Below are 12,368 nucleotides of genomic sequence, written 5' to 3' on the forward strand. Positions count from 1 at the left end.
GAGTTTTTCCCTAATTAATTCCCGATCAAGATTTTTGCAGCACCAAAGGCAACTCGCTAAATTCCTTATAATTCGTAAAAATATAACTAGGCCTATGATCCGTAGCCGGCTGTCTGCCTCTCGGATTATACCAGCAGACCTTCCAGCCAGCCGCAAGCGCTCCTACTACATCATTAGCCCAGGTATCGCCTATATAAAGTGAATGGTCTGGTGAAGTGCCAGACTTCTGATTTACATGCAAAAAGAGTTGCGGATCTGGTTTGGCCAGACCTACCGCGTCAGAAATAAAAATCATCTCCTCGGGGATCATCTGATCCAGACCTAATCCGCGAATCTTTTTCATTTGATGATCTTTGGGTCCATTCGTAATGATGCCTACTTTATGACCAGCAGCAATGAACCTTTCCAATTGCTCCCGGACTCCATCTATCATTTGAATGGTGTACTGACGGCCAATGTATGCCGCTTGTACCGCCGTGGCTTGGTCACGATCAAGCTGTAAACCATACTCTGCAAAAGCAAGCTCCAATCGGCGTACCCTAGTTTCCTCCAGCGGAATTTCTCCACGTAAATACATAGGCCATAATACATCACTATGATGTCTTACTTTATAAAATAATTCTGCAAAGTCCAGACTGTTCTCATCCGGTCTAAGCACTTGACGCACCGCTTCTTTAAAAGGAACCAAATGATCATATAAAGTATCATCAAGGTCAAAAAAGATTGCCAGCTTATTACTTGTATCCACTTTAACGCCCCTTACTCATCTTTCTCTCTAGCTTTAGAAAAAAAGGTTATAGGTATAAAAATCATCATCCCGAATGTAGCCATGCGCTTCATATAAACGCTGTGCCCCCACATTCGCCGTCATTATTGTCATGGACAAGCCCTTCGTATTCGTAGCGAGCGCATGAGCTCTGGCACTTTCCAGCAGCTTGGAGCCGAGCCCATGGCCTCGCAGTTCCGCAGTTACATATAGATCATTCAATATCCAGAGACGCTCCATAGAAACCGATGAAAAAGAGGGATAGAGCTGAGTGAAGCCCCACGCTCTTTTCTCCTCGCCTTCTCCCCCCACCGCAATAAAGATTACCGATTCGTTCAGCTTCAATCGATCTGATAAAAAAGCACGTGCACCATCCAGATCAGAGACTGCCCCATAAAATACCCGATACTCATCAAACAATGGGATAAGCCGTTCCAAATCATCATAGATCACACGTTCAATACGATAGTTGTTCATCCTCAGCGCTCACTTTCCGGCTTGGGCCGTTTTAACGTTATTGTATATTTCAGCCGTACCGTGCACCATGGAGCGAACGCCAGATCATTTGGACAATTATTCTTATTCTTTGGAATCGTAGAACACATGCCGGGCACTGACTTTACCCTCTTCGATATCCAAAATTCCGAAGGAATACAGTTTCTCACGTCGTTTATCTGTTGGCGATCCTGGATTAAAGAGCAGAATCCCATTCTCTTCCCGCAATAAAGGCTGATGCGAATGACCAAAAAGAATACAATCCACCTTATCGTTCGCAAAAGCAAGCAGCGCATTCCCGTCCGTTCCTTTGCGGGAGTGTGGCGTATGCCCATGGACCATTCCGATCCGGACTCCCTCAAGCGTTAGCAGCTTACGCTCCCCGAAACGCTCAATGATCTCTATTCCATCGTTATTTCCAGCAATCCCTTCCACTGGAGCTAATTCAGCCAACAAATCGTAGATTCCCATACTCACCCAATCTCCAAGATGCAGAATCAAGTCTACATTCCGGAATTCAGCAACAAGCGCTTTGGGCAGAGACTTAGCCATTCTTGTCATATGTGTATCTGATACCACGCCTACTTTCATATAACTCAGCTCCTAATCTATCATACTCATCTCATATTCAAATAATTGTACGATTTGCTTAAACGAGAAGCAAGTTCTGTGACTTCTCCCACACAGAAAAGCCGGGTACACCCCACTAACACAGGGCATATCCGACTGCCATTAAGTAATTACGAAGAAATCATTTACGCTTACTACCTTCTACAGTATTTAGCATCCCAACTCAGTTCTCTCTATCCTGCCAATTCCATAATCTTACTTCTTCAACATGAATATTACTGACCCATTTTTCTTCCTTTAACTTGAGCAACTCTTTAACCGGACCGGTTACGACAGCTCCATACAGCCTAACTCCGTTCTTCTCCAGATAGCTAATGGAGTCATCCAGATCAATAAACGGAATTACCTTGTTGGCGATCGATTTATGCTCCTGCATTAAGTGCAGTGTCTTAAGGAAGTTCGCATTACGCAGTTCACCATCCCCATATGAGTCAACAGATGGAGAAACACTCGTGCGGCTAGTCACCCCTCCAAACCAACCCCACTTTTTCTTTGATTCTTGTGTCACCTTCATATCATCAGCATGCCAGATAGGCATACTTGGAAATCCTAAGGGATCATTTATTACTGGCTCTTGTGTCCTTGGACCTGTATCTGCTGCGAACCATAAAAGTTCAAGATTTTTATGCTGAAACTTCTTCAATAGCTCATCTGTCGTAAAAAATTGTTCAAAAGACAAATAGGCTTCTCCTACCGTACCTTCAGGGAGCTTCTCTAGTTTTTCCCACTCACTGCTGTCATCCATCCTATTTTCTGCAGACTGGTTCTCAATGGGATAGATAAAGTAATTACCTGTCCCACTGCGTTCATATGTCCATGAATAACTATAGATTCTAGGCCAGCCTAATAGAAACTTCATCGAATAATCTCCAACATTAATCCGCGCATCACCAATTTGTTTTATTATTTCACCCTGCAGATTCATACTAAAAAACGGTCCGGAATCGCTACTCAAATGGACGATCGTATTTGGCTGTGAAACAGCAATTGCGGAAGAAACGACATCACGGTAAGTCTCTCCTCTTTCTCCAGTGCTATAAAATACCGCTGTGATGATACTGCTGACAATCAAAAAAATCAAAAACGCAGAAATCACCGTTAAAGTATTCGATATACGTGCTTTCCACTTGCCACGGCGGATGATCTTTTTTTCTTTGCCGGGTCTGTTTCTTTTACCCTTTCCGAATTTTATGCTCTTCTCCTCATCTGGAGCCGGCTTTTCTTCGCCCATGAGTTCATCCAGATAAGCCTGGTAAGCTTCCATCTTCTCTAACTCACGCTCAACCTCATCCCTATCCTCATCAGCAAGAGTGCCTTCGCCATACCTTCTTAACTTCTCCTTAAACTCTTCACTCATATTCATTTCTCCTCCGCTCTGCCTCACGCAGCTTCTGTCTGGCCCGAAAGATCAATATCTTATATTGGGACAAGCCCACATCCATAATGTCCGATGCTTCCCGATAACTCAGCCCATGAAAATCATGCAGCAGCAGTGCATTTCTCTGATTGTCCGGTAGCTCACTTACCGCTATCCTCATCTCTTCCCAACGTTCCTGATGAAGCAGTGTGCTTTCTGTGGTATCTGGATGAGCAAGCTTTTTGAAATAATCCTCACTCTGAACTGTACTGCGGCCTTCCTTTCGCTTATAATCTACGAAGGCGTTATAAGCGACACGGAACAGCCATGGTTTAATCTTCTCTTCTTTACAATTCTCCAAATGTAGATAAGCGCGATAAAAGGTTTCTTGCATCAAATCTTCAGCCGCATAATGATCACCACAAAGGGAGCGCAAATAGCGGTAAATATCCATCACATACATCTGATATATTTCATCCAATGAATTTCGCTTCATGCACTCCCCCCTTAACCTAACCACGTATCCCAGCCTGAAAAGTTACAGATAAATTTAGCAACTAGTATGAATATACCAGTAAATCGATGGAAAAAAGCGAAAAAAGCCTGTTGGCAAGGAGTATTAATCCCGCCAACAGGCTTTTTAATTCACCAAGTTACTCTGCTTACAGAACAACTTCAACTTCTTTGAGCATTTCGCTAACGGATATTAAACCGCCACCGGACAAATACCAGTAGTTAGGATCCAAGTAGATGATCTTACCGTTTTTAAAGGCATTTGTATTCTTCACTAGATCGTTTTCAACTGCTTTTTTAGCTGAACCGGATTCACCGCCATCACTCTTCACAACCGCATCTCTGTCTACTACAAACAGATAATCCGGGTTCTTATCCGCTACATATTCGTAAGATACGCTTTGTCCGTGAGTGGATACTTCAATTTTATCATCTGCCTGTGCAAATCCGAACACATCATGGATAATCCCAAAACGGGAACCTGCACCGTAAGCACTGATTTTTCCTTCATTCGCGAGAATAACAAGTGCTTTTTTGCCATCAGCTGTTGCCTTCGTATTCAAAGCTTTGATGGAATCATTGATAGTCGCAAGCTCAGTTTCTACTTCTGCTTCTTTTCCAAAAATTTGACCCAGCATTTTCACGTTATTCGTAAAAGATTCCATATAGTTTGCATTATCTACAGCCACATACAGAGTAGGTGCAATTTTGCTGAATTCTTCATAAGAATCCTGTTGTCTGCCGGAAATGATGATCAGGTCCGGAGAAAGACTGTTTATTTTTTCGAAGTCAGGCTCTTTCAAACCACCAACATTCTCATATTTAGCATCGTTATATTTAGAGAGATAAGCCGGTACATTACTTTGAGGCACTCCAGTCACCTCTACGCCCAGTTTATCCAGCGTATCCAGTGTACCGAAGTCAAAAACAACCACTTTTTGCGGATTGCTTTTGATAGTTGTTTCGCCAAGCGCATGCTTGAAAGTAAGCTCTGTCGGTGCTGTAGTTGCTTCCGTTGTTGGTGCAGTAGTAGCCTCCGAATTGCCTGCTGCTGTGTTGTTATTTGAAGTTGCTGCATTATTGGAGCCACAAGCCGCCAAGATTACCGCAAGAAATACTGTCATCATCAGTAAAGATAAGTTCTTCTTCAACGTATTCACCCCTAATTTTTATAGTGAAGCTATTTGAATTATTCGCGTATGCGTTAAGAAGCTGGCGCCTTTCACTTCTTACGTTACGTCATAATAATATCCGCATAGTAATAGTTACCTTTTTAGAAATAGACACCGATTTTTCGGCCTCCTATAGTTTCAATAGGAATGTCCATGTCATATACCTCTTTAAGAACTGCAGAATCTATAATTTCATCCGCTGTACCCGAGGAAGCTACTCTTCCATTTTTAAGCGCAACAATGTAGTCAGAGTAACAAGAAGCAAAGTTAATATCATGGATAACGAGCACAATCGTCTTCCCCTTCTCGTCTACCAAGCGGCGAAGCACCTTCATAATTTGGACGGAATGCTTCATATCAAGGTTGTTGAGCGGTTCATCGAGCAGAATGTACTCTGTATCCTGAGCCATGACCATGGCAATATATGCCCGCTGGCGTTGCCCTCCACTGAGCTGATCAATATATTTATCCTGCATCTCTTGGAGATCCATGTAAGCAATCGCTTCGTCAACGAACGCCCGATCTTCAGAGCTCAGCTTCCCCTGTGAATACGGGAACCTCCCAAAAGAAACGAGCTCCTTCACAGTGAGGCGTACGCTAATATGATTGGACTGCTTTAATACCGATATTTTACGAGCAAGCTCATTACTTTTGCAGGTACCGATTTCCTTACCTTCGATCAGCACCTCTCCCGCGTCTTTGGAGATAAGTCTGCTGATCATGGAGAGCAGTGTACTTTTACCCGCACCATTTGGTCCGATAAACGAGGTGATTGCGCCCTTTTTAATGGACAAGGACACATCATCAACGACGGTTACTCCGCCATAACGTTTGGTTAAATTTTTAACTTCTACCACGACTTATTCTCCTTTAACAGCAGATAGACGAAGTAAACGCCGCCTGCAAAATTGATAATCACACTAACCGTAGTATTGAATCCAAAAACACGTTCGACCAGGAACTGCCCGCCGACAAGCGCAACAATGCTCAGCAGAATCGTTCCAGGAATCAGATAGGCATGCTTATAGGTACGGAACAACTGGTGTCCTACATTAGCTACCAACAAACCTAAGAAAGTGATTGGCCCCACTAAAGCCGTCGAGATCGAAACGTAGATAGATACAATAACTAGCAGCCTTTTGACTACATAGTCATAATTGATCCCCAGATTAATGGCTTCGTCTTTTCCAAGCGAAATAACATCCAAATACTTAACAAATCGCAGGAAGTACAACGTAGTTAGCGTCAGAACAATGGTGGAAAGAATCAATAGGTCACTGCTGACATTGTTGAAGCTGGCGAACATTTTCCCCTGTAGAATCAGGAATTCGTTCGGATCAATAAGCACTTCCATAAAAGAAGACGCGCTCTGGAACATCGTCCCCATGATCAGCCCTACCAGCAGCAGGAAATAAATATTTTGTCCTTCCCTACGGAACATTAGCTTATACAATACGCCTGAAAACAGGACCATGAGGCACGCAGAGAACAAGAAGTTGATGTTTTTATTCATAAAGGTCATATTCGATGAACCTAAGGCATAAACACCGAACGTCTGGATTAACATGTACAGGGAATCGAGCCCGAGAATACTTGGTGTCAAAATACGATTGTTCGTGATGCTCTGAAAAACTACGGTAGAGACAGCTATCACAGCTCCGGTAATCAGAATGGCCGCCAGCTTTCTTCCCCGGCTGGGCAGAACGTAGTCCCAATTTCCCAAAGCATGATACGTCATAAACAAGACGATGAGGGCGACAGCACTTATTGATAATATAGTTAGTTTTGTCTTCATCTCTAGTTCGCCTTTCTTCTCATCAGCAAGTAGATAAACAGACCACTACCGATGACGCCTACCGTGAGACTGATTGATATTTCATATGGATAGATAATGAGCCTGCCCAGAATATCGCAGAACAGGAGGAACACCGCTCCGAGAATGGCTGTATGCGCCAGACTTTTTTTGAGGTTATCCCCTATGTACAACGTTACAATGTTAGGTACTACTAGACCCAGAAATGGAATCGTACCTACGGTTAAAATGACAACAGAAGAGATTAACGCTACAATTACCAATCCCACGTTGACCACCGCTTTGTAGTTCATGCCAAGATTAACGGAGAAATCCTCGCCCATACCGGCTACCGTAAATTTATTAGCGAAGAGGTACGCCAGAATGACAAGTGGAATGCTGATATAAATTAATTCGTATTGGCCTTTGATAATCGTCGAGAAATCCCCAAGCATCCAAGATGAGATATTCTGAATCAAATCATTTTTATACGCAAAAAATGTTGTAATCGAGCCTACAATGTTGCCGAACATGAGTCCGACCAGCGGGATAAAAATACTATCCTTGAACTTGATCCGATCCAGGATTCTCATAAAAATAAAGGTGCCCAATAGCGCAAAAACAAAAGCAACAAGCAATTTCTGCATTGGCGTTGCGCCTGTGAATAACATGAGGGATACGAGAATACCAAATTTTGCGGAATCCATCGTCCCTGCCGTAGTCGGTGAGACGAATTTATTGCGTGACAGCTGTTGCATAATTAATCCGGCAATACTCATGCTGACTCCAGCGATAATCAATGCGGCTAACCGGGGAATCCGGCTTACCAGCAAGGTCTGTGCTTGAGATTCCGTAAGATGAAAGAGATCTAATGGGGATATATCTTTAACGCCTATAAACAAAGAAATAAATGAAAATACTATTAGAAGTAGGGACAAATATTTTAGTTTCATGAGTTGTTCCTTATCTGTTTAATAGTTTACAAATGCGATTTTATGATAATGATTTTCATTCGCAATGTTTTAAATTATACCTAAGCCCACTTTGAGGGTCAACCCTTTCATATACTTAAATTTAAAATAATTAAGACTTAGGCTTATCTGCTTAAGTTACATAAAAAAAGACACCCTAACGGGTGCCTCTTTAATCTCTGCCATATTTTTAGCGCGAAGCCATAGGATTTATTTAAATTTCTTCCAATCCTGATTACTGTTCTCCAGCAGATGTGCAAAATCATTCTCCAACCGCTTCTGCTCAGCCTTGCGCTGATATTCCACTGCCTTACGGGCAGCTTCTTTACGGTCATTTTCCTCCGCTTTCAACGCATCAGATTGCGCCTTCAGCTTTCCTAGAACATCACTGCTTAGCAGGTCTTTTAACGTAGCAGGGCCATCATTCGTAGCGGCTCTTGGTGTGGTAGGCATTTTCTTTTTTTTAGCCACTGTCCATCATCCTTTCTAGTACTGAATTAAATTGGAATTTGTTTAAGTTATTGGTCTTTTCGTTTATAATGTTTACTAAGAGGTGAGCCCTATGAAGTCCAATGATTTATGTCCCCGGCTACAAAAAAGTATGGATATTATCGGCAGGCGTTGGACTGGTTTAATTATCTACCAGCTCCTTCAAGGACCCCAACGTTTCAATGTAATTGAAGCGGCATTGCCCATCAGTGGAAGACTGCTCTCCGAACGGCTCAAAGAGCTGGAACAGGAAGGGATCGTTCTTCGAGAAGTGTTCCCAGAGACCCCCGTGCGAATCCAATATTCTTTGACGGATAAAGGTCTTGCCCTGGAATCAGTCATCCGAGACTTACAGAGTTGGTCCAAAGAATGGGTCGATTGCGACACCGATAGCCTAAATCCAACTCTCAAAATGTAAGCGTTTTATCTGGTATTTTAGACTTTAAGGCCTACAATGACTAAATCACGCTCTATACCGTCAAGTTCAGCCACACCAGGCAGCATTCCCCACTCTTTAAAACCAAATTTTTTCAGCAAACCAAGGCTTGGAACATTATGTCCAAACACAAAGCCGACTAGATTCTTAATTCCGAGACTAGGGGCTTTCTCAATGGCCTCTGTCAGAAGAATTCTGCCAGCACCACCACCACGGAACTTTTCATTCACGTATACGCTGATTTCTGCTGTTGCATTATACGCTGGACGACCATAGAAAGATTGAAAACTGAACCATGCTGCAATTTCATCTCCTTGCTTCAGTACCCATAAGGGACGGTGATGGCTGTTATGCTCAAGAAACCATTTCTCCCGGTCTGCAACAGTAATGGGTTCCAGATCTGCAGTTACCATCCTCCCAGCAATCGTTGAGTTATAAATATCTACAATAGCTGCTAAGTCTGCAGATGTCGCATCTTCAATTCTGCTGTTCTCCCAATTCATCCCTTAATTCCTCCAAATGTGTTAATTAACTCAGGCCGACCTGCTCCTGGCTCCATTGCCACAGCCGTTCGGCCTCTATTGTATTCTGCGCTCTGGGAGACAGTTGTTTAATCTTTCTTCGATAATAATATTGACCGGTTACCTCTTCAAGATCAGGATCTGTAGCCAAATAAATCGCTGTATCGGCGCCTTGTTCAGGTGTTAAGAAAAAGTATGAGAGTAACTTAAGTACCGACTTGCCGAAGCCTGTCTGCCGGTTTACACCTATATTCGTCCCCACTGCACCTGGATGCAAGCAATTCACCGTCACCCTTGTTCCGTGAAGACGCGAAGCCAGCTCCCGCGTGAACAGAATATTGGCTAGCTTGGATCGGGCATAGGCTTTTGCAGGATTAAAACGGCGAGCCAGGGTTGGATCTTCATAATGGAGCGCACCTATTTTGTAAGCACCGGAGGCAACCACAATGATACGGCCTTGCTCTGCTGCCTGCAACGACTCAAGTAACAGATTTGTAAGTAGAAAATGCCCCAAATGATTTACGCCAAGATCCATCTCAAAGCCGTCCTTCGTAAGCTGACGCTTAATCGTGACTACCCCGGCGTTATTGATAAGTATGTCTAGCATCGGATATTTCATAGTAAATTCCTCAGCAAAGCTGCGAATGCTCTCAAGTGAAGCCAGATCACACAACATGAGCTCGATATCCTCGGAGTGGCTCTTTTGTTTGGCGGCAGCAAGTGCTTCTTCTCCCCGCTGGCGATTACGGCAAACCATAATGACTTTGGCTCCCTTGCGAGCCAGTTCAACTGTTGTAGCCAGCCCCATACCGGAATTCGCTCCGGTAACAAGTGCGATTGTTCCTCTCATTCCAAGAATCACTCCTCTCTCAACAACCGTACCCGAATAAGCTTTAGCCTAACCTTAGGAGAAGTATATTTAAAGATATGTTACACCAACTAGTAGGGTTAAGAAAAGCTTCATGTCATGATTAGCCAACGATAGTTATAGTTCGTCAGGTGCGTCTGGTCTATTTTTGATCTATAATAGGAATATTGCAGTTCTAATCGTGAAGTTGAAAGGGGAACACCAACTATGAATAATGCTCTGACAAGCCTAGAGCAGCAAATGGCGGGCGAAGGTCTGGATGCCCTGCTCGTAACAGATCCCAAGCATGTCTACTACTTAACCGGCTTCGCCAGCGATCCGCATGAACGTTTTCTGGGTCTGCTGCTGATACGCGGAGAAGAGCCTATGCTCATTCTGCCTGCATTGGATGCAGAAGCGGCTCAAGCGGCTTCTTCGGTCACCAAAATCCTAACTCACAGTGACACTGATAATCCCTATAACCTGCTAAAAGATTGTTTCGGCAGCAGCAAGCTTGGAACTCTTGGCATAGAGAAGGAACATTTCTCAGTAGCCCGTTTTGAACACCTAACCGCTGCTGTTCCAGCTGAACGGTTTAGTGATATTGGTCCATTGCTGCGCAGCATGCGCTCCAAAAAGACCCCGGATGAAGTTAAGCGCATGAAACATGCCGCTGAGCTAGTTGAGGAAGCCTTGCGCCGCGTTCTTACCCACGTAAAAACAGGCGTTACAGAAAACGATCTAGTAGCGGAGCTAGAATATCTAATGAAAAAGGTTGGCGCTTCCGGTCCTTCCTTCGACACTATGGTGCTTTCTGGTCCGAAAACTGCCCTACCTCACGGTGTTCCTGGCAACCGGGTCATTCAACCAGGCGATTTCCTGATGTTTGATATCGGGGTGTATGCCGATGGTTATGCTTCTGATATTACACGTACCTTTGCAATTGAATCCGTGGACGACAAGCTAATCACTATTTATAACACTGTGCTGGCTGCCAACGAAGCTGGGATCGCTGCCTCCAATCCTGGAGCACCTTTCGGCTCAGTCGACAAAGCTGCACGTGATGTAATTGAGGAAGCTGGATTCGGGGAATATTTCTTGCACCGTGTCGGACACGGACTGGGTATGGATGTTCATGAATATCCATCACTTCACGGACAGAACGATGACATTATCGAGATCGGCAATGTGTTCACCGTTGAGCCAGGAATTTATGTGCCTGGACTAGCGGGTGTGCGTATCGAAGATGATCTGATTATTACAGCTGAAGGCGCAGAGACCTTAACAAGCTTCCCTAAGGAACTGACTATTCTTCATTTGTAGAAAAGAATTACAAGCCACGGTCAAAAACACAGAGCAGCGATTCCTCCAATAATGAGAGAATCACCGCTCTGTGTTTGTTTTTATTTAAACCTGTGTTCCCCACATCCCGCGAATCGACCCAGCCTCTTTAACCATCCTGCCGACCAGCTCCGCGACTGTAGGTATATCTTGGATCATTCCTGTTACTTGACCTGCCCAGCCGATGCCCTCTTCTTTGATACCATCATAAATCCAGCGCTTGTTGGCTGCACCACTGATATATTCTTTTAATGCTTCATAGGTCGGTGTCACGCGCTCGATTTCAAGAATTTGATCAATGTAGTCACTACGCAACACTCGTGCGGGTGCTCCAATAGAACGTTTGATTACAACCGTATCCGACTCTGAGCTTTCTACTAAAGCTTTTTTATAAGAAGCAGCCGCGTGCACACATTCCACTGTAGCAACGAAACGAGTGCCCATTTCGATTCCCTCAGCCCCAAGCGCATGAGCAGCCATCCATCCACGGCCATCTCCGATCCCTCCTGAAGCAATCACAGGGATATTAACCGCATCGACCACTTGAGGAACGAGCACCATGGTTCCAACATCGTCACGCCCTAAGTGACCCCCGCCCTCTTGCCCAACAACAATAACCGCAGAAGCGCCTAATTGTTCGGCCTTTTGGGCTTGTCTGCGTGAGGAGACGAGCACGAGCGTTTTAATATCGGTGGGCAGTAACATTTCCAGTATAGGGGCTGGATTCCCTCCAGTGAGGCTCACCACGGGAACCTGCTCGTCGATAGCGACCTGCACCCGGTCTTCATAACCAATCCCATGCATGCCGATAGCAAAATTAACACCAAATGGCTTGTCTGTTAGTGTTCGTACCCGCCGTATTTCTGCACGTAAGGCCTCCGCATCCGGAAGACTCATTGCTGTGACCTGACCCAGTCCACCGCTATTTGAAACCGCAGCCGCGAGGTCTGCATAACCTAAATAAGCAAGTCCTCCTTGAATAATAGAATATTCTATGTGCAATAACTCCGTAATACGGGTGTTCCATTTCATCTTCAT

General features: G+C 44.3%; 15 protein-coding genes. 2 read left to right on the forward strand and 13 right to left on the reverse strand.

The genetic code is table 11. From position 1 onward, the window contains the following. Window positions 1-25: 25 nt before the first annotated feature. From MHH49_RS03640 to MHH49_RS03685, 10 genes are all read right to left on the reverse strand, one after another. On the reverse strand, window positions 26-748 hold the full coding sequence (locus MHH49_RS03640) for an HAD family hydrolase (RefSeq protein ID WP_339211550.1): 723 nt from the start codon (window positions 746-748) through the stop codon (window positions 26-28). Window positions 749-781: 33 nt separating this feature from the next. Then, entirely contained in the window at window positions 782-1,243 is a 462-nt protein-coding gene (locus tag MHH49_RS03645) for a GNAT family N-acetyltransferase (protein ID WP_341137894.1), read from the reverse strand. A gap of 102 nt (window positions 1,244-1,345) precedes the next feature. Continuing rightward, window positions 1,346-1,852, reverse strand: a complete 507-nt coding sequence (locus MHH49_RS03650; RefSeq protein ID WP_036681852.1) for a metallophosphoesterase family protein — start codon at window positions 1,850-1,852, stop codon at window positions 1,346-1,348. Window positions 1,853-2,054: 202 nt separating this feature from the next. Further along, on the reverse strand, window positions 2,055-3,248 hold the full coding sequence (locus tag MHH49_RS03655; protein ID WP_038569190.1) for an anti-sigma factor: 1,194 nt from the start codon (window positions 3,246-3,248) through the stop codon (window positions 2,055-2,057). Continuing rightward, window positions 3,241-3,744: a sigma-70 family RNA polymerase sigma factor gene (locus MHH49_RS03660; RefSeq protein ID WP_341137895.1), complete on the reverse strand. Its 504-nt coding sequence runs from the start codon at window positions 3,742-3,744 to the stop codon at window positions 3,241-3,243. Before MHH49_RS03660 ends, MHH49_RS03655 begins: the two co-directional genes overlap by 8 nt. 166 nt (window positions 3,745-3,910) lie before the next feature. Then, window positions 3,911-4,912, reverse strand: coding sequence for a siderophore ABC transporter substrate-binding protein (locus MHH49_RS03665; RefSeq protein ID WP_341137896.1), 1,002 nt, complete (start codon window positions 4,910-4,912; stop codon window positions 3,911-3,913). 122 nt (window positions 4,913-5,034) lie between these two features. Beyond that, on the reverse strand, window positions 5,035-5,790 hold the full coding sequence (locus MHH49_RS03670) for an iron ABC transporter ATP-binding protein (protein ID WP_076147449.1): 756 nt from the start codon (window positions 5,788-5,790) through the stop codon (window positions 5,035-5,037). Next, a complete protein-coding gene (locus MHH49_RS03675) occupies window positions 5,784-6,728 on the reverse strand; it encodes an iron chelate uptake ABC transporter family permease subunit (RefSeq protein ID WP_036681842.1) in 945 nt (314 codons plus the stop codon). The genes MHH49_RS03670 and MHH49_RS03675 overlap by 7 nt, the downstream gene beginning before the upstream one ends. Before the next feature lie 2 nt (window positions 6,729-6,730). Then, window positions 6,731-7,678 carry an ABC transporter permease gene (locus MHH49_RS03680; RefSeq protein WP_036681839.1) on the reverse strand — a complete coding sequence of 316 codons (948 nt, stop codon included), beginning with the start codon at window positions 7,676-7,678 and terminating at the stop codon, window positions 6,731-6,733. A gap of 228 nt (window positions 7,679-7,906) precedes the next feature. Then, window positions 7,907-8,167 carry a YqkE family protein gene (locus MHH49_RS03685; RefSeq protein WP_341137897.1) on the reverse strand — a complete coding sequence of 87 codons (261 nt, stop codon included), beginning with the start codon at window positions 8,165-8,167 and terminating at the stop codon, window positions 7,907-7,909. A gap of 91 nt (window positions 8,168-8,258) precedes the next feature. On the opposite strand from MHH49_RS03685, the gene MHH49_RS03690 reads away from it, so the two are divergent. Beyond that, the gene (locus MHH49_RS03690; RefSeq protein WP_076272025.1) at window positions 8,259-8,603 is read left to right on the forward strand and encodes a winged helix-turn-helix transcriptional regulator; all 345 of its coding nucleotides are present in this window, start codon (window positions 8,259-8,261) and stop codon (window positions 8,601-8,603) included. 17 nt (window positions 8,604-8,620) lie between these two features. Here MHH49_RS03690 and MHH49_RS03695 read toward each other — a convergent pair whose 3' ends face one another. Further along, the gene (locus tag MHH49_RS03695) at window positions 8,621-9,124 is read right to left on the reverse strand and encodes a GNAT family N-acetyltransferase (RefSeq protein ID WP_341137898.1); all 504 of its coding nucleotides are present in this window, start codon (window positions 9,122-9,124) and stop codon (window positions 8,621-8,623) included. Between the two features lie 25 nt (window positions 9,125-9,149). Next, window positions 9,150-9,992, reverse strand: a complete 843-nt coding sequence (locus MHH49_RS03700) for an SDR family oxidoreductase (RefSeq protein ID WP_076099019.1) — start codon at window positions 9,990-9,992, stop codon at window positions 9,150-9,152. A gap of 225 nt (window positions 9,993-10,217) precedes the next feature. Here MHH49_RS03700 and MHH49_RS03705 point away from each other — a divergent pair, with 225 nt between their 5' ends. After that, on the forward strand, window positions 10,218-11,312 hold the full coding sequence (locus MHH49_RS03705) for a M24 family metallopeptidase (protein WP_036681827.1): 1,095 nt from the start codon (window positions 10,218-10,220) through the stop codon (window positions 11,310-11,312). Between the two features lie 84 nt (window positions 11,313-11,396). Here the strand turns inward: MHH49_RS03705 and MHH49_RS03710 are convergent, their stop codons facing one another. Further along, window positions 11,397-12,362 (reverse strand): NAD(P)H-dependent flavin oxidoreductase, encoded by a 966-nt coding sequence (locus tag MHH49_RS03710; protein WP_341137899.1) that lies wholly within the window; start codon window positions 12,360-12,362, stop codon window positions 11,397-11,399. Window positions 12,363-12,368: the final 6 nt, after the last annotated feature.

This window comes from Paenibacillus sp. FSL F4-0122 (genome assembly GCF_038002845.1).
GTDB lineage: Bacteria > Bacillota > Bacilli > Paenibacillales > Paenibacillaceae > Paenibacillus_AQ > Paenibacillus_AQ odorifer.

Bases quoted from the DNA above. Each gene is read 5' to 3' on its own strand.
- MHH49_RS03695 (WP_341137898.1), bottom strand. From the start codon at position 9,124: ATGAATTGGGAGAACAGCAGAATTGAAGATGCGACATCTGCAGACTTA.
- MHH49_RS03710 (WP_341137899.1), bottom strand. From the start codon at position 12,362: ATGAAATGGAACACCCGTATTACGGAGTTATTGCACATAGAATATTCT.
- MHH49_RS03655 (WP_038569190.1), bottom strand. From the start codon at position 3,248: ATGAGTGAAGAGTTTAAGGAGAAGTTAAGAAGGTATGGCGAAGGCACT.
- MHH49_RS03705 (WP_036681827.1), top strand. From the start codon at position 10,218: ATGAATAATGCTCTGACAAGCCTAGAGCAGCAAATGGCGGGCGAAGGT.
- MHH49_RS03680 (WP_036681839.1), bottom strand. From the start codon at position 7,678: ATGAAACTAAAATATTTGTCCCTACTTCTAATAGTATTTTCATTTATT.
- MHH49_RS03645 (WP_341137894.1), bottom strand. From the start codon at position 1,243: ATGAACAACTATCGTATTGAACGTGTGATCTATGATGATTTGGAACGG.
- MHH49_RS03650 (WP_036681852.1), bottom strand. From the start codon at position 1,852: ATGAAAGTAGGCGTGGTATCAGATACACATATGACAAGAATGGCTAAG.
- MHH49_RS03675 (WP_036681842.1), bottom strand. From the start codon at position 6,728: ATGAAGACAAAACTAACTATATTATCAATAAGTGCTGTCGCCCTCATC.
- MHH49_RS03660 (WP_341137895.1), bottom strand. From the start codon at position 3,744: ATGAAGCGAAATTCATTGGATGAAATATATCAGATGTATGTGATGGAT.
- MHH49_RS03690 (WP_076272025.1), top strand. From the start codon at position 8,259: ATGAAGTCCAATGATTTATGTCCCCGGCTACAAAAAAGTATGGATATT.
- MHH49_RS03700 (WP_076099019.1), bottom strand. From the start codon at position 9,992: ATGAGAGGAACAATCGCACTTGTTACCGGAGCGAATTCCGGTATGGGG.